The following is a 17,071-nucleotide window of genomic DNA, read 5'->3' on the forward strand; positions in this document are numbered from 1 at the left end:
TCTAATCAGCTCGGGAAAACAGCAGGTGCCTGCCTCTCGGGGATGAGCGCAGAGATCCTCCGGAAGGCTCATGCTTTTCGGCGGGCTGCACCGGGAGAATGGATGCATGAGCATGACATCAAATGCGGGGCTCCCTGCCCCGGCCGAAGAAGTTGATGAACCACGCTACGAGTTCCACAGACTCCTGCGGCGCGAGGAAAATTACCGCTGGTGGCGCCCGCTGGCGCTGTTGGGCACGGCCGCCGGGTTCTTCGCGGTGCTGTCGATCGTCGTCGCCCTCATCTCCCTCGTGATGATGATGTTCAACCCAGTCTTCTGGAGCGATGACGCCGCGGCCTTGGAGCAGCTGACCGTCATGGACATGGCCGACCCGATGATGTTCTCCATCCTGATGGTCTCGCTGATCGTGATGATCCCCTCGGTGTGGTTCGCCTATCTCCTGCTCGGCGCCAAGCCGGTCTGCCTGCTGGTTTCGGTCGCCGGGAAGATCCGCTGGGGGTGGATGGGAACGGCCTTCGCCGTCAGCGGCATCGTCTATGCCGCCTACTTCGCGCTGACGTTCATCCTGGATGCCCTCGACGCGGGCGGGGGCGCGCAGGTGCCTGCCAGCAGCATCCCTGACAGCCCCCTGTTCTACGCCCTGCTGGTCATCCTGCTGACCCCGCTGCAGTGCGCGGCCGAGGAACTGGTCTTCCGCGGAGCGTTCATGCAGGTCATCGGCAGCTGGCTCAAGCACCCGCTCTTCGCGATCCTGCTGCCGGTGCCGCTGTTCACCGCTGGGCACCTGTACGACATCTACGGCCTGCTGGACGTAGCGATCTTCGCCATCGCCGCCGGCTACCTGACCTGGCGCACCGGCGGGCTGGAAGCCGCGATCGCCATCCACGTCGTGAACAACACTTCGCTGTTCCTGCTCGGCTCGGTCGGCCTGGTGGACCTGAACGCCGAGGGCTCGGACCCGGTTTCGCTGCTCATCTCCGGCGCGATGACCGCCATCCTGACGGTCCTGCTGGTCAAGGTCGCGCAGAAGAAGGACATTCAGCGCAGCATCGGGCCGGCACCGCGCCGCCGTACCGACCAGCACCTGCTGCAGCCATGGCCCATCGCCTACCCGGTGACCCCGCAGCATCAGGCCTACTGGGCGCCCGAGGCAGGCGGGAACTTCCCCGGCCAGCACCCTGCCTACCGGCCCGGGCCGGACGGGGTCCCGCAGCCGCCGCTGGAGCCCGGCCAGCCCGGAGCACCCGGGCCGGACGGACCCGGCGGGCAGGAGCGGCACGGGAACTCCCGATAATGCCGGTCCCGGCGGGGCTGCAGGCATAGGCAAGCGTGGGATCGCCGAGGCGTTCCCACGCTTGGTTGGTTAAGTGCGGCTGGTTCCTAGGACTTGGCCCATCGAAGCAGTGCTGCGATGCCTGCGCCGTCGGGCATGTCCATGTCCGGGACGTAGCGGATCGTTGCGTCGGTCAGGGCCGTGGCCCGCAGCAGGACCTCCGGTGCCGGCCATTCGCCGACCACCAGGTCTGCGTGATCATCTCCTTCTTGGTGTGCAACCCATGGTTCGGCGCTCAGCGCGCGCAGGGTGTGCTCGTCCTGGTACTGCCCGACCAGCACCACTTCGGCCTGGGCGGACTGCAGGGCGGTGACGACTTCGTCGAGCCCCACTGCCAGCAGGGATCGCCCGTTGCCGGCCTGCGCGGCGACCTGGGCCTCGAGGTCTGCGACGGCCGCTGCCTTCACCTCGTCCACGAGTTTCGTAATATGCTGCTGGACCTGCTTGGCATCCGCACCTCCGGTACGCGTATGCGCGTCGATGACCTCCACGTACTCCTGCAGGGTCACCGGCAGCGCACCGGCGACGGCCTCGCGGGCCTTGATATCCCCGGAGAGGACGATCAGCCGGATGTAGTTGTCGCGGCACATGTCATTAATAAGGTCGGCGACTTCCTCCGTGTTCCGCCGAATCATTTCATCCGCCGCGGCCTGGGCCTTGGGCTGGTCGTATTCGCCGGGCACCTTGCGTGCGTGGCGGATTTCTTCGGGTGCGCCGACGATGCCGCGGCTGGCAACGCGTTCGGGTGAAGTGGTGTTGTAGAGATGGACTTCGCCGCCGTCGCGTCCGACCTCTGCCACGAGGTAGGAGAACGAGCCGCCGCGGGATCGCGCCAGCGCGGTGAAGTTCGGGAACGGTCCGACATCGACCGACGGCGATTGAACCTTCAGCCCGGGAAGCAGCTCGTTCAGCAGGACTTCTCCGTCATGGACGGCGATGAAGCGGGCGACCGGTGCGCGCATGCCTTGCGCTGGTTCAAGTGCGCCAGTGACTGCGCCGATGTCTTCCGTGCTGGCCTGCTGGCTTTTGAGCAATTTCGCTACCTTGTCGGGAAGATTATCAGCTGCCTCTTGAGCGGATGTGTTCCCCAGCGAAGCATCGACCAGTACGGTGCTCCAAGGGCCGGTCTTTCGGTAGAGCGAAGCGTCGATTCCATTAGAATCCGCGCGTAGTGCCATGCTGACTCCCTTCCGCACGCGACTCCCGCCGCGATGCGACTTGATCCGTGGCACTAACCTAACATCACTATTCAGATGCAGGAAGAGGTAAGCGGAAAGTATGTCGAGGTTCTGCTGAAATCAGCATGGCACGCCGAATTTACCAGCGGCCCCGCCAGTACTGCGCCGGGGACGCCATGGCCGCTCCCAGCCGCTTGGCGGCCCGGTTCGGCCACTGCGGGTCGCCCAGCGCGGCGCGTCCCACGCTCACGCCGTCGGCCTGGCCGGTCACCAGGATCTGTTCGGCCTGCGCGGGGTCGGTGATCCCGCCGACGGCCGTGACGAATGCGTCCGCGGGCAGCGCCTGCTTGACCGCTTGGGCCAGCGGCACCTGGTATCCGGGGCCGCTGGGGCCGCGGAAGGGGCCGATCCCCGCGCTGGACAGGTCGAAGGCCCGCACGCCCTCGGCGTAGAGCTCCTTGGCCAGCCGAACCGTGTCAGCGATGCGCCAGCCGCCCTCGACCCAGTCGTCTCCGGAGAACCTGATGCCCAGGGCCTTCTCCTGCGGCCACACGGCCGCGACGGCCTGCACGATCTCACGCAGATAGCGGGTGCGGTTCTCCCAGCTTCCACCGTACTGGTCGGTGCGCTGGTTCGTCAGCGGGGAGAGGAACTGGTGGATCAGGTACCCGTGCGCGGCGTGGATCTGGATCACGTCGAATCCGGCCCGGTCGGCACGCTGCGCGGCCGCGGCCCAGTCCTGCACCGACTCCGCGATCTGCTCCGCGGTCATCTGGGCCGCCGGATCCAGTCCGTGCAGGTCGCTCGGGGTCGAGGTCAGGGTCTGCCAGCCGCCGTCTTCCGGGGCGAGGCTTCCGGTCTTGCCGGCGTCATCGTATTCCTTGAGCCAGCCGTAGGTCGAGGCCTTGGCCCCGGCATGGGCCAGCTGCACGCCCGCGGCGGCTCCCTGTGAATGGATGAACTCGGTGACCGGCTTCCAGGCGTCGGCCTGCCGCTCGTTCCACAGCCCGACGTCCAGGTCCGAGATCCGTCCTTCGGGTGCCACCGCGGTGGCCTCGGCGATGACCAGGCCGAAGCCGCCCTGGGCATGCGCACCCAGATGCACCAGCTGCCAGGTGGTCGGCACGCCGTCGCGCTGTTCGATGGAGTACTGGCACATCGGCGGCAGCACCGTGCGGTTGCGCAGCACCAAGCCCCGTCCGGCGCGGGTGGGAATGGTGACTGGAGCGAAGAGTTTACTTTGAGGCATGCTAAGTATGACGCTCGCGCCCGGACGCTTATTCCGCCCGCGGAACGCGGCGCAACTTTCCGCCCGGACGCGGGGCCGGCCTTTCAGCCCAGAATCAGCACAGCGATGCTCAGGTAGACGATCAACCCCGCGGCATCGACGAAGGTCGAGATGAACGGGTTGGAGAAGACCGCCGGGTCCGCCTTGATCGATTTGCCGATGATCGGCATGATGCCGCCGACCGACGCCGCCACGGTGCACAGCGCCATGAGCGTCAGGCCGATCACCCAGGCAACCGGCTCATCGAAGATCAGCAATGTCATCAGGAACCCGAGCACCCCGAGGCTGAGGCCCAGTACGAAACCCACCCGGACCTCGCGCAGCAGCACGCGGCCGATGTCGGAAATCCGCACCTCCCCCATGGCCAGCGCACGGGTGACCGTGGTCGCCGCCTGGTTCCCGGTGTTCCCGCCGATACCGACGATCAGCGGAATGAACAGGCTGAGCACCACCATGGATTCGAGGGTTTCCTCGAAGCTGGAGAGCACCTGGACGGTCAGGGTGGCGCCGACGGCCAGCACGAGCAGCCAGAGGATGCGCGAGCGCACCATCGAGCCGATCGGGGTGCTCAGGTACGGGCGGTTCAGCGGCTCGGACCCCGCGGTGCGGGCGGTCCGCGCCTCATCCGCGTCCTCCAGGATTTCCAGGGCCTGCGCCCAGTGCAGCACCCCGACCAGTTTTCCCTCCTGGTCCAGCACCGCACCGATTTCGCGCTGGCGGTTGACCAGTCGACGTGCGGTCTGCACCGCAGGATCCTCCACCGTCGCGCTGAACATCGGGCTGAGCAGGTCCCCGATCAGGGTCTGCGGATCAGCGGCAACCAGCTGGCTCAGCTCGACCCCGCCGAGCAGGCGGCGTTCGTGGTCCACGACAGGCACCAGATTCGCGGTGCTGCGCTCGGAGAGCCGCCGCCGGACCCGTTCAAGGGTCTGCTCCGCGGTCAGCTCGGGGTAGGTCTTGATGTAGTGCGTCGAGGCGAACCGGCCGGTGGAGGCCGCGGAGTAGCCCAGGAGCACACGGGTTTCTTCACGGGACGTCGAATCCAGTGCCTGCAGCAGGGTGGATGCCACGGTGGCCGGAAGCTCGTCGAGCAGCGCCGCCCGCTCCGTGGCCTCGATGCCGGCCAAGGTCTCCGCCACCGCGTCCTGTTGCAGCCCCTTGATGAGGTCCGCCTGCAGCGGGGCATCGAGCTTCTCGAAAACCCTCAACGCCCGCGGCTTGTCCAGCAGGCGGAAGGCGATGGCGGCTTCGGAAAGGGTGAGGGTGTCCAGGTACTCGATGATTGCCGCTGGTTCCAGCTGGCGCAGCTGCGCGGCCAATGCGCCGAGGTTCTCGTCCTTCAAGGCCGCGTGCAGGGCACGCAATGTAGTTGAGAAATCTACGTTCTGTGGGGTATGCATGATGAACCTTCCAAACGTGTCGTTTGGCGCGGAAACATAAGCATTCCGCCCACCAGCCGGGGAGCGGAAGCATCAGGAAAAGCGGAGATAAGTCTCCTGATTTAAGTCATGCTCTGCGCACATGAATGAGAGCCGGTCGCGAACTCGCAGACGTGCACGCAGGGAAGCCGAGAAAGGCTTGCCAGCTACGAATTGTCCCTGGGAGATCGCGTGGACATAGATCGGCTAGGCCCGTCGTCCATGTGATCACCTCCCTAGTGCAGGGTGGCGCGTGAAGCCACCCTCTGATTCAAGTTCTATCATCCATGCCCGTTGCTGTCTCGTTTTGGTGCCTGAGCTCATAGCGCCCGGACGCAGGAAGGGCGGGGCTCCAGTGGAGCTCCGCCCTTTCCGCGCCGCATGCAGGCCTATCGGCGTCTCAGCATTCCACGACGTTGACGGCCAGGCCGCCCATGGCGGTTTCCTTGTACTTGTCGCTCATGTCCTTGCCGGTTTCGCGCATGGTGATGATGACTTCGTCCAGGGTGACGTGGTGTTCGCCATCGCCCATCAGAGCCATCTTCGCGGCATTCACGGCCTTGGAAGCGGCGATCGCGTTGCGTTCGATGCATGGGATCTGCACCAGCCCGCCGATGGGGTCGCAGGTCAGCCCAAGGTTGTGTTCCATGGCGATCTCCGCCGCGTTCTCCACCTGCGCTGGTGTTCCGCCCAGGATTTCGGCCAGTCCGCCGGCGGCCATCGACGATGCCGAACCGACTTCGCCCTGGCAGCCGACTTCGGCGCCGGAGATGGAGGCCTGTTCCTTGTACAGCACACCGACCGCGCCGGCGGTGAGCAGGAAATTCACGACGGCGTCGTGCTTTTCTTCATCGTTCCAGTACTTGGCGCCCGGGGCATAGTGGGTTGCATAGAACAGCACGGCAGGGATGATGCCGGCGGCGCCGTTGGTCGGTGCGGTGACGACGCGGCCGCCCGAGGCATTCTCCTCGTTGACAGCCAAGGCGACGAGGTTGATCCATTCCTGCCAGAACACCGGGTCGCGGTCCTTGTCTTCCTTGCGCAGGCGCTTGTGCCATTCCGGGGCGCGGCGGCGGACCTTCAGTCCGCCGGGCAGCACGCCGGTGCGCTCGAGGGCGGAGTTCTTGCACTCCTCCATGACCTCGTAGATGTGGACCAGGCCGGAGCGGATTTCCTCGCGGGTGCGGTAGGTTTCCTCGTTGGCCATCATGATTTCGGCGATGGACTTGCCGCTCTCCCGGCAGTGCTCCAGCAGCTTGGCCGCGGTGGTAAACGGGTAGGGCTGTTGCTTGAGCTTCTTTTCCAGGCTCTTTTCGATGCGTTCCTCGGCGCCTTCGCGCACGATGAACCCGCCGCCGACGGAGAAGAAGGTCTCGTTGGACAGTTCGGCGCCCTGGGCGTCGAGGGCGATGAACTTCACGCCGTTGGTGTGGCGGGGCAGCACGGTCAGCGGGTGCTGGACCATGTCTTCGACCCGGTAGTCCAGGTCCTTGCGGTGTCCCAGCTGCTCGGCCAGGCGAAGCACTCCGGTGCCGTCCATGTCCGCCAGCCGGGAATCGACCTGGGCCGGCAGGATGCTTTCCGGCTCGAAGCCTTCCAGCCCGAGCATGATGGCGGTGAAGGTCCCGTGGCCGCGGCCGGTGGCGGCCAGCGAACCGTAGACGTCAATGCGGATGCTCTCCACTGCGGGGAGCTGTCCCTCGCGCACCAGGTGCGCAATGAAAGCGTGGGCCGCACGCATTGGTCCCACGGTGTGGCTGGACGAGGGTCCGATGCCTACCGAGAAGAGATCGAATACGCTTACCGCCATAGCGGATCACATCCTTAGATCTTGGGATCCGGGAGAAGCCCGGATCGGCTCGTCTGTCATGCAGGGTTCTTCCCCCTGCTGTCGTTCTACTGCCGCGTATTTTTGGCAGAAGAGAGACTGAGGGCCCGAAAAGCACCTTTTCGCCGCTTTCCGGGCCCTCATCTTCGGTTGAAGATGTTACTCGGAAACCTTGGCCAGCTCCGGGTACAGTGGGTGGGCTGCGGCCAGCTCCAGAACCCGGTCCTTCAGCTCCGGCAGTGCACCGGTATTGCCTTCGGCACCGGCAATCAAGGTCTGCGCGATAATCTCCGCGACCTCCGCAAACGCCGCCTCCGAGAAACCACGGGTCGCCAACGCCGGCGTACCGATCCGCAGACCGCTGGTAGTCATCGGCGGACGCGGGTCGAACGGCACCGCATTGCGGTTCACCGTGATCTCCACCTGCGCCAGCAGATCCTCGGCCTGCTGGCCATCCAGCTCGCTGTTGCGCAGGTCCACCAGCACCAGGTGCACATCGGTGCCACCGGTCAACACGCTGATCCCCTTGGCGGCCACGTCATCCTGGGTCAAACGCTCCGCCAGGATCCGCGAACCGGCCAGGGTGCGCTCCTGGCGCTCCTTGAACTCCGCGGTCGCGGCGATCTTGAACGCCACCGCCTTGCCCGCAATCACATGCTCCAACGGACCACCCTGCTGGCCAGGGAACACCGCCGAATTCAGCTTCTTCGCGATCTCCGCATCATTCGAGAGGATGATGCCGCCGCGCGGACCGGCCAGGGTCTTGTGCGTGGTCGAAGTGACCACATGCGCATGCGGCACCGGCGAAGGATGCAGCCCCGCAGCCACCAGGCCCGCGAAGTGCGCCATATCCACAAACAGGTACGCCCCGACCTTGTCCGCGATCTCGCGGAACCGGGCGAAGTCCAGCTGCCGCGGGTACGCCGACCAGCCGGCCACGATCATCTTCGGGGAGTGCTCGATCGCCAGGCGCTCCACCTCGTCCATGTCCACCAGGTTCGTCGCCTCGTCCACGCCGTACGGGACGATGTTGAACAACCGGCCGGAGAAGTTGATCTTCATGCCATGGGTCAGATGCCCGCCGTGGGCCAGGTTCAGGCCCAGCACGGTATCGCCCGGACGCACCAGCGCGTGGTACACCGACGCGTTGGCCTGCGCCCCGGAGTGCGGCTGGACGTTGGCGAACTTCGCGCCGAACAATTCCTTCACACGCTCGATGGCCAGGGTCTCGATGACGTCGACTTCTTCGCAGCCGCCGTAGTAGCGGCGGCCCGGGTAGCCCTCGGCGTACTTGTTGGTCAGCACCGAACCCTGCGCCTGCATCACGGCCTGCGCCGTGTGGTTCTCCGAGGCGATCATTTCCAGGCCGCGCTGCTGGCGGGCCAGCTCGGCGTCGATCCGCGCCGCGACCTCTGGATCCAGCTCAGCCAGGGACTGGGTCAGCGATGCCGGGGCCAGTGATTCATAAGTCTTGTTGCTCATTACTCGACGTTTCCACCATTCGCGCTTGCGTAGTCTGCTGCAGAAAGCAGCGGGCCTTCGGACTCTACCTCGACGGTGAACAGCCAGCCCGCGCCGTATGGGTCCTCGTTCAGGATTGCAGGGTTGTCCACTGCTTCCTGGTTGACCTCGACGATGGTGCCGGTGACCGGCGAGTACAGGTCGGAGACCGACTTGGTGGACTCGACTTCGCCGCAGGTCTCGCCGGCGGTGACGGTGTCGCCGACCTCTGGCAGGTCTACGTAGACAACGTCGCCCAGTGCGTCGGCAGCAATCTGGGTGATGCCGATCTTGGCTGGGGACGATGCGTCGATCCACTCGTGCTCGGCCGAGTAGCGCAACGTTGACAGAACTTTACTCACGATTTTTTCCTCTCCCAAAGGGAAATAGGGGGCGTTAGGCTATGCCCTCTTTGTTTAACGTTACTTGGCGCGGGTGTAGAACGGCAGTTCCACGACAACAAATGGCAAAGTCTTACCTCGCAGATCGACTTCCAGCTCGGTGCCAACCTCGCTGAAGGCCGCATCGACGTAGCCCAGTCCCACCGGGTAGCCCAGGGTTGGCGACGGCTGGCCGGAGGTGATCTCTCCGATGACGGCGCCGTCCTTCACGATGGCGTAGCCGCCGCGGCCTGCGCGCTTGCCCAGCCCCTTCAGGCCCACCAGCTTGCGGGCGGGCGTCTGCTCGCGCTGCGCCTCCAGTGCGGCGCGGCCGATGAAGTTCTCCTCCTTCTTGAAGGAGACCACCGGGCCGAGGCCCGCGTCGAACGGAGTGTGCTCCAGGGAGAGCTCGTTGCCGTACAGCGGCATTCCGGCTTCCAGGCGCAGCGAGTCGCGGGCGGCCAGGCCGCAGGGAACCAGTTCGTGGTCCTTGCCGATTTCCACGATGGTGTCCCACAGCGACGCGGCGTCGGCGTTCTTGATGATCAGCTCGAAGCCGTCCTCGCCGGTGTAGCCGGTGCGGGCCAGGATGGTGTCGATCCCGCCGAGCTTCACATAGGCGGCCGAGTAGTATTTCATCTCGGTGACGATTCCGGCGCTGGCCTCGTCGGCGGCGAGCTTGGCCACAATGGCTTCGGCGTTCGGGCCCTGCACGGCGATCAGCGATTCATCGCCGGAGGCGTCCTGCACCTGGGCGTCGAAGCCTTCGGCGCGCTGGGCCAGTTCGGCCGCGACTACCGGGGCGTTGCCTGCGTTCGGCACCACCAGGTACTTGGACTCTTCCATACGGTAGACGATCAGGTCGTCGATGATCTTGCCGTCTTCATTCAGGATCAGCGAGTACTTGGCCTTGCCGACCTTCATCAGGGCGAAGTTGCCGGCCAGCGCGGTGTTCAGCGCGGTGGCGGCCTGCGGGCCGGAGACCCAGACCTCGCCCATGTGGGACAGGTCGAACAGGCCTGCGGTGGAGCGCACGGCCTTGTGCTCCGCAAGCTCCGAACCGTACTTCAGCGGCATGTCCCAGCCGCCGAAGTCGGTGAAGTTCGCGCCGAGCGCTTCGTGCTTGTCGTGCAGCGCGGTGTGCTTGGTGATGGTTTCAGTCATTGCGATGTTCCTAGTCTTCGAAGGCTTCGGGAGCAGGGCAGGAGCAGATGAGGTTGCGGTCGCCGCCGGCGCCGTCGATGCGGCCCACGGCAGGGAAGTACTTGTCCACCTTGAGGCTGGCGACCGGGAAGGCCGCCTGCTCGACGGTGTACTTGCGGTCCCAGCCGCTGTTGACCACTGCAGCCACGGTGTGCGGGGCACGGCGCAGCGGGGATTCCTCCAGCTCGTAGACTCCGGCCAGCACTTCCTCCATTTCCTGGCGGATGGTGATCATGGCTTCGATGAAGCGCTCGATCTCTGCCAGGTCCTCGGATTCGGTCGGCTCCACCATCAGGGTGCCGGCCACCGGGAAGGCCAGGGTCGGTGCGTGGAAGCCGAAGTCGATCAGGCGCTTGGCCACGTCTTCGGCGGTGACGCCGGTCTTGGCGGTGACTTCGCGCAGATCCAGGATGCACTCGTGGGCAACCAGTTCCTTGTTTCCGGTGAACAGGATCGGGAAGTGCTCGTTCAGGCGCTTGGCGATGTAGTTCGCGTTCAGGATCGCGTGCTTGGTGGCGGAGGTCAGGCCTTCGCCGCCCATCATCGCGATGTAGGCCCAGGAGATCGGCAGCACGCCGGCCGAGCCGAAGGCGGTGGCGACCACAGGGACGCCGTCGCGCTCGGAGTAGGTGCCCGAGGCGTCGCCCGGCAGGAACGGCACCAGGTGCTCGCCCACGCCGATCGGGCCGACGCCCGGACCGCCGCCGCCGTGCGGGATGCAGAAGGTCTTGTGCAGGTTCAGGTGCGAGACGTCGCCGCCGAACTTGCCCGGCTGGGCGAGGCCCACCAGGGCGTTCATGTTCGCGCCGTCGATGTAGACCTGTCCCCCGGCGTCGTGGATCTTGCCGCAGACCTCGCGCACGTCGGCGTCGTACACGCCGTGGGTGGACGGGTAGGTGATCATGATCGCGGAGAGCACGTCCTTGTTCGCCTCGATCTTGGCGTCCAGGTCGCCCGCGTCGATGGTGCCGTCGGCTGCGGTCTTGACGACCACAACCTTCATGCCGGCCAGCACGGCCGAGGCGGCGTTGGTGCCGTGGGCGGAGGCAGGGATCAGGCAGACGTTGCGCTGCGACTGTCCGCGCGAGGCGTGGTAGTCGGAGATCGCCAGCAGGCCTGCGTATTCGCCTTGGGAGCCGGCATTCGGCTGGATGGAGACGCCGGCGTAGCCGGTGATCGCGGTGAGGCGGCCTTCCAGGTCGGTGATCAGCTCGCGCCAGCCCTCGGTCTGAGCGGCCGGGGCGTATGGGTGGATGGAAGCGAATTCAGGCCAGGTGATGGATTCCATCTCGGCGGCCGAGTTCAGCTTCATGGTGCACGAGCCCAGCGGGATCATGGTGCGGTCCAGGGCCAGGTCGCGGTCCGAGAGGCGGCGCAGGTAGCGCATCATCTGGGTCTCGGAGGAGATGGTGTTGAAGATCGGGTGGGTCAGGTAGGCGCTGGTGCGCTCCTGGCCCTCGGGGATCTCGAAGCCTTCCGGTGCGGACAGTTCCACGCCGAACACGCCGGCCAGGGCCTTGACGGTGGCCGAGGTGGTGGTCTCGTCGGTGGAGATGCCCACCTGGGTGTCGGAGACCTTGCGCAGGTTGATGCCGGCCTCGTTGGCCTTGGCGATGATGCCTTCGGCGTCCTGGACGGTGACGACCACGGTGTCGAAGAAGGCCTGCGAGGCCAGTTCGAAGCCGCCGGCCGCCAGCGAGCTGGCCAGCACTCGGGCGTGGTTGTGGGCGCGCGAGGCGATCTGCTTCAGGCCCGCCGGGCCGTGGTACACGGCGTACATCGAGGCGCAGATGGCCAGCAGCGCCTGGGCGGTGCAGATGTTGGAGGTGGCCTTCTCGCGGCGGATGTGCTGCTCGCGGGTCTGCAGGGCCAGACGGTAGGCGTTGGTGCCGGCGTCGTCGGTGGAGACGCCCACCAGGCGGCCCGGCATGGAGCGCTCAAGGCCCTTGCCCACGGCCATGTAGGCGGCGTGCGGGCCGCCGAAGAACAGCGGGACGCCGAAGCGCTGGGTGTTGCCCACGGCGATGTCTGCGCCCTGCTCGCCCGGGGCGGCGATCATGGTCAGCGACAGCAGGTCGGCGATCACGGTGACCATGGCGCCGGCGGCCTTGGCGGCGGCGATGATTTCGGCGTGGTCGGCGATCGAGCCGTCATTGCCCGGCTGCTGCAGCACGATGCCGGAGATCTCGCCCTCGGGCAGGCCTGCGGACAGGTCGACGACCTCGACCTCGAAGCCCAGCGCGTCGGCGCGGCCCTGCACGACCTTGATGGTCTGCGGGAAGATGTTGGAGTCCAGCACGGTCTTGCCGTTGGACTTCTTCTTGTTGGCGCGGCGCATCATCAGCACGGCTTCGGCGGCGGCGGAGGATTCGTCCAGCAGCGAGGCGTTGGCGATCGGCAGGCCGGTCAGGTCCATGACCATGGTCTGGAAGTTCAGCAGGGCTTCGAGGCGGCCCTGGGAGATCTCCGGCTGGTACGGGGTGTAGGCGGTGTACCAGGCCGGGTTCTCGACGATGTTGCGGCGGATGACCGCCGGGGTGATGGTGTCATAGAAACCCTGGCCGATCATCTGGGTCTTCATGACGTTCTTGGACGCCAGCTCACGCAGGTGGGCCAGTGCCTCGGTCTCGGTCAGGGCATCCGGGATGTCCAGTGCGGCATCCTGTCGGATGTCGGCGGGAACTGCCGTGTCGATCAGCTCGTCCAGGCTGTTGTAGCCCAGGGTCTGGAGCATGGTCTCGACGTCGGACTGACGCGGGCCGATGTGGCGGGACACGAATTCGCTGTTCGTGTTAGCAGAAGTCTGCGTGATGGTCATGGTGCAGGTGTCTCCATGGGGATCTGTCTTGGCGCATGCCAAAGGAAGGTCGCTGTCCCTCCCCATCCCTGTTGCACAACCTGAGAGTTTTACGCATCCGGCCTACCAAGCCGGTTGCTTGCACCTTCGGTGAACCGGAACGGGCCGGTTACTTTCCAGAGTTGCCTCTTGATGGCGGTACGGGTGCCTGAGAGTTTCCTGGGGAGGAATTGCTCCTACGGCGCCCGTCCATGGTGTGAACGGGTCTCTCCCGCCATCCTTCTATGGCGTCGGCTGCGGGCCAATGACCCACAACACATGTCCCATGGTACCTGCCCCGGGGCCAACTGCAAACAATCTTGCGGCCCCGGAGCCCCTGCATGAAGCGCCCTAGCCGTGTTCGGCGCCGAGCCGAATGTAGTCCGGGTACTTGGCGCTCAGGTTGTCTCCCGAGGAGGTCCCAGTCAGACGGCGTTTGACCCACGGACCCAGGTATTCCTTGGCCCACTCCAAGTCCTGCCGGAGCTTCTCGGCACGGGCGTTCACCGCGGCCGTCGGAAGCACCGGCAGCTCGATATCCGAGGACCAGTTGCCGTCCGTGACGCCATGGGCGCCCAGCACGTCCAGCACCTTGGCGGCCATGAGCGTGTGCCCCGCGGCGCCCATGTGCAGGCGGTCCACCGCCCAGTAGCGTACGTCCGAGAATTCGCGCCAGCGCCAATAGTCGGCGACCAGCGTGTTGTAGCGGTCGGCGATCTCGCGCACCTTTTCGTTGTAGATCGCGGTGCGCGGGCGGGTCTTGGAGAACAGCGGCGAGTCGACGGTGTCGAAGCCGGTGAACAGCAACACGGTGATGCCGGCATCGGCGAAGCGCTTGACCATGCTGTCGTAACCGCGCATCAGCGCCTCGAGGTCCGCCTTGGGGCGCAGGATGTCGTTGCCGCCGGCGTAGAGGGAGACGACGTCGGGCTTCATGGACAGCGCCTGGTCCATCTGCTGGTTGATCACCTGCCCGATCTTCTTGCCGCGGATCGCGAGGTTCGCGTATTCCCAGTCGCCGCGGGCGCACAGCACCTCGGCCACCCGGTCGGCCCAGCCGCGCACCTGGTTCGGGCGCAGCGGATCGTCGTCGCCGACTCCTTCGGTGAAGGAGTCTCCCATTGCCAAAAACTTTGCCACGTTCTTCCTCCTAGCCCTTGGCCTGCATCATCTTGCCGATAACCACCTGTCGCGCCAACTGGCTGAGCTGCACGCCCATGGAGGTGCTCTTCTCCCCCTCGTTGCGCGACGGGATGTAGGCGAAACCCAGCTGGTAGGCCGGATCGGCGAAGGCCAGCGAGGAGTTCGCCCCGTCATGCCCGTAGGCGAAGATCGAGCCGTAGTCGTTGCGGGCGGTGGCCTTCATGAATCCGAGGGCGAAGGCCTGGAGCAGCCCGCTGGTGCGGTCGTGTCCATAGACGAGTTCCGCGGACACCCGGGACCAGGTGTCCTCGGTCAGGAATCCCCGAGCGGCGCCGAGCGATGGCACCGGGCCGAAGGACGCGGCGTAGATGGCCGCCAGCGACTGGGCATCGGCCACGCCGCCCATGGAAGCAGGGCCGAGTCGGCGGACCTGCCGGGCATTGGCCAGCTCGTGCCAGTTGTAGACCGGGCCGCTGTCCAGCGCGAAGCCGGAGGCCGAGTTGACTGCCAACCCCGCCGGGGAGAAGGGGTCGAAGAACGCCTGCTCGGCGGAGGCACCGGGGAGCACGTCGCGGTAGCGCGGTTCCAGGGAGTCGTCCTGCCCGATGTACGCATCGACGCCCAGGGGCTTGCGGATGCGCTCTTCGAAGACGTCTTTCAACTCCTTGCCGGCGACGCGGCGGACCAGTTCCTCCATGAGCACACCCATGGTGATGGCGTGGTAGCCCACGGTGTTCTGGCCCAGCGGCCAGATGCTCGGCATGGTGGCGAGGATCTTGGCGTATTCGGAAGAGTTCATCAGCACCCGGCTGGGCACTCCGCCGGGGACTCCCAGGACGCCGGCCTGGTGGCTGAGCACTTCCCCAACGCTCAGCTTCCCCTTGCCGTGGGTGCCGAATTCCGGCCAGTAGTCGGTGATCGGGGCGGCCGGATCGATCAGCCCATCCTGGACCAGCAGCGCGATGACCAGTGCACTAAGCCCCTTGGTGCAGGAGAACACGCAGGTCAGCGCGTCTCCCGAGAGGTGCTCCCCCACGCTGTGGCTCAGCACCAGCGCGCCGCGGTGGTACACCGCCAGCTGGGCCGAATAGTCCTCCTCCGCCGCCGCGCGGTCCTGCATCGCCTGCGCGAGCGGAGCAAAGTCGTCAGTAATGACCGATTCCATCTAATTCCTTCGAAAGCATGTCTCTTTGCAACTAACACTAGTAGCCGCAGCGGAAATTCGTGTCTTCCGGCGAGATCACGCCCCACCTATAAGTTCCTCAAAGAGCCTTTCTCAATAAGTGGAGGAAACCCCTCCAAAAAAGGCCGGAACAGCAGGCATTTATTGCTGTTAGCATAGTGAACGATTTCGCCCATTGAATAGACGACAACAAAATATGTCGTATTCTTCCGCTCGAATCGAAGATTGGAAAGGCTCATCCGCCTATGACTGCAACCCGAGAAGACTCAACTCCGGGCGGGCAACCCGCCGAACTCAAGCGAGTCATCGGCCCCAAACTCCTGCTGTTCCTCATCATCGGCGACATCATCGGTGCAGGCATCTTCGCGATCACCGGCAAGGTCGCCGGACAGGTCGGCGGTGCCGCATGGCTGCCCTTTCTGCTGGCCTTCGCCATCGCGACGCTGACCGCCTTCAGCTACATGGAGCTGGTCACCAAATATCCGCATGCAGCCGGCGCCGCCCTGTATATCCACAAGGCCTTCGGCATCCATTTCGTCACTTTCCTGGTCGCCTTCACGGTGGCATGCTCCGGTATCACCAGTGCAGCGACCTCGGCCACCCTGGTCGGGCAGAACCTGCTGATCGGCTTCGGCCAATTCATCGAGGGCGTGCCGTCCACGCCGGAAGCCGGCATGTTCGCCGCCATCGCGATCATCATCATCCTGGCCCTGATCAATTTGCGCGGCGTCGGCGAAAGCGTCAAGTTCAACCTGGTGCTCACGGTGATCTCGCTGGGCATCATGGCCGTGATCATCTCCATCGGCATCGGCGCCATTGCCAGCGGCCATGGCGACATCAGCCGGCTGGTGGTCTTCGAGACCCCGGACGACCGCAGCCTGTTCGCCGCGGTCACCATGGGCACCGCGATCGCGTTCTTCGCCATGGTCGGCTTCGAGGATTCGGTGAATCTGGTCGAGGAAACCAAGAACCCGAACCGGACCTTCCCGCGCATCATGCTCATCGGCCTGGGCATCTGCGCGGTCATCTATATGCTGGTCGCGGTCACCATCATCATGGTGATCCCCACCGGCGACCTGCTGAACCCGAAGAATCCGGATGCCGGCATCCTGCTGGACGTCGTGCGCATCGGCGCCCCGGGCCTGCCGGTGGACGCGATTTTCCCGTTCCTGACAGTCTTCGCCGTGGTGAACACCGCCTTGATGAACATGCTGATGGCCAGCCGCCTGCTCTACGGCATGGCCCGCCAGGGTGTGCTGCCGCAGGTGCTGGGCAAGGTGAATTCCAAGCGCCGCACCCCGACGCTGTCCATCGTCTTCACCACGCTGCTGGCCATCGCCCTGGTGGTCTACGTGAACCTGGATACCGACAGCGGCATCGTCGGCTCGCTCGGCGGCACCACGGCCCTGTTGCTGCTGGTGGTCTTCACCATGGTGAACATCGCCCTGCTGGTGCTGCGCCGCGACAAGGCGCCAGAGGACTCCTTCCGCGCACCGACGATCATCCCGATTCTCGGCGCCGCGACCAGCGCCTTCCTGATCGGCCCGTGGGCCCGTTCGCGCGCGGACTGGGTGCAGTACGAGATCGCGGGGCTGCTGCTGGCACTGGGCATCGCGCTCTGGGCCGTCACCTGGCTGGCCAACCGCATCAACTACAAGAAGGGCAACATCTCTTCGGGGCACTTCTAGCACCCCGGCCCCGCCAACGGCAACGGCAAAGGCACGAACCCAGCCCGGGTTCGTGCCTTTGCCGTTGCGCGGAGCGCCAGTGGCCCACCGCGG

Annotated in this window: 12 protein-coding genes and 1 riboswitch; of the genes, 2 read left to right on the forward strand and 10 right to left on the reverse strand. The window is 65.5% G+C overall.

What is annotated here, in order from left to right; translation table 11 throughout:
* The first annotated feature begins 106 nt into the window (after positions 1–106).
* On the forward strand, positions 107–1,294 hold the full coding sequence (locus JQN66_RS13390) for a CPBP family intramembrane glutamic endopeptidase (protein ID WP_204675485.1): 1,188 nt from the start codon (positions 107–109) through the stop codon (positions 1,292–1,294).
* Between the two features lie 86 nt (positions 1,295–1,380).
* On the opposite strand, the gene JQN66_RS13395 is transcribed toward JQN66_RS13390, so the two are convergent.
* From JQN66_RS13395 to JQN66_RS13440, 10 genes are all read right to left on the reverse strand, one after another.
* Positions 1,381–2,367 carry a baeRF2 domain-containing protein gene (locus tag JQN66_RS13395; RefSeq protein ID WP_239464011.1) on the reverse strand — a complete coding sequence of 329 codons (987 nt, stop codon included), beginning with the start codon at positions 2,365–2,367 and terminating at the stop codon, positions 1,381–1,383.
* Positions 2,368–2,650: 283 nt separating this feature from the next.
* Positions 2,651–3,760 (reverse strand): NADH:flavin oxidoreductase/NADH oxidase, encoded by a 1,110-nt coding sequence (locus JQN66_RS13400; RefSeq protein ID WP_204675487.1) that lies wholly within the window; start codon positions 3,758–3,760, stop codon positions 2,651–2,653.
* An 83-nt stretch (positions 3,761–3,843) separates the two neighbouring features.
* Complete coding sequence (gene mgtE, locus JQN66_RS13405) at positions 3,844–5,199, reverse strand: magnesium transporter (RefSeq protein ID WP_204675488.1); 1,356 nt, start codon at positions 5,197–5,199, stop codon at positions 3,844–3,846.
* A gap of 418 nt (positions 5,200–5,617) precedes the next feature.
* The gene (locus JQN66_RS13410) at positions 5,618–7,027 is read right to left on the reverse strand and encodes an L-serine ammonia-lyase (protein WP_188949390.1); all 1,410 of its coding nucleotides are present in this window, start codon (positions 7,025–7,027) and stop codon (positions 5,618–5,620) included.
* 177 nt (positions 7,028–7,204) lie between these two features.
* Positions 7,205–8,527 carry a serine hydroxymethyltransferase gene (glyA, locus tag JQN66_RS13415; protein WP_204675489.1) on the reverse strand — a complete coding sequence of 441 codons (1,323 nt, stop codon included), beginning with the start codon at positions 8,525–8,527 and terminating at the stop codon, positions 7,205–7,207.
* Positions 8,527–8,907, reverse strand: coding sequence for a glycine cleavage system protein GcvH (gene gcvH / locus JQN66_RS13420; protein ID WP_188949389.1), 381 nt, complete (start codon positions 8,905–8,907; stop codon positions 8,527–8,529). The genes glyA and gcvH overlap by 1 nt, the downstream gene beginning before the upstream one ends.
* Positions 8,908–8,967: 60 nt before the next feature.
* Positions 8,968–10,089, reverse strand: coding sequence for a glycine cleavage system aminomethyltransferase GcvT (gene gcvT / locus JQN66_RS13425; protein ID WP_204675490.1), 1,122 nt, complete (start codon positions 10,087–10,089; stop codon positions 8,968–8,970).
* A 10-nt stretch (positions 10,090–10,099) separates the two neighbouring features.
* Positions 10,100–12,946: an aminomethyl-transferring glycine dehydrogenase gene (gene gcvP, locus JQN66_RS13430; RefSeq protein ID WP_204675491.1), complete on the reverse strand. Its 2,847-nt coding sequence runs from the start codon at positions 12,944–12,946 to the stop codon at positions 10,100–10,102.
* Between the two features lie 165 nt (positions 12,947–13,111).
* Positions 13,112–13,209: riboswitch (glycine riboswitch) on the reverse strand.
* 106 nt (positions 13,210–13,315) lie between these two features.
* Positions 13,316–14,086 (reverse strand): SGNH/GDSL hydrolase family protein, encoded by a 771-nt coding sequence (locus tag JQN66_RS13435; protein WP_204677600.1) that lies wholly within the window; start codon positions 14,084–14,086, stop codon positions 13,316–13,318.
* A gap of 28 nt (positions 14,087–14,114) precedes the next feature.
* Entirely contained in the window at positions 14,115–15,272 is a 1,158-nt protein-coding gene (locus JQN66_RS13440; RefSeq protein WP_204675492.1) for a serine hydrolase domain-containing protein, read from the reverse strand.
* 263 nt (positions 15,273–15,535) lie between these two features.
* On the opposite strand from JQN66_RS13440, the gene JQN66_RS13445 reads away from it, so the two are divergent.
* The gene (locus JQN66_RS13445) at positions 15,536–16,978 is read left to right on the forward strand and encodes an APC family permease (RefSeq protein ID WP_204675493.1); all 1,443 of its coding nucleotides are present in this window, start codon (positions 15,536–15,538) and stop codon (positions 16,976–16,978) included.
* The last annotated feature ends 93 nt before the right edge of the window (positions 16,979–17,071 follow it).

This window comes from Glutamicibacter protophormiae (genome assembly GCF_016894325.1).
GTDB lineage: Bacteria > Actinomycetota > Actinomycetes > Actinomycetales > Micrococcaceae > Glutamicibacter > Glutamicibacter protophormiae.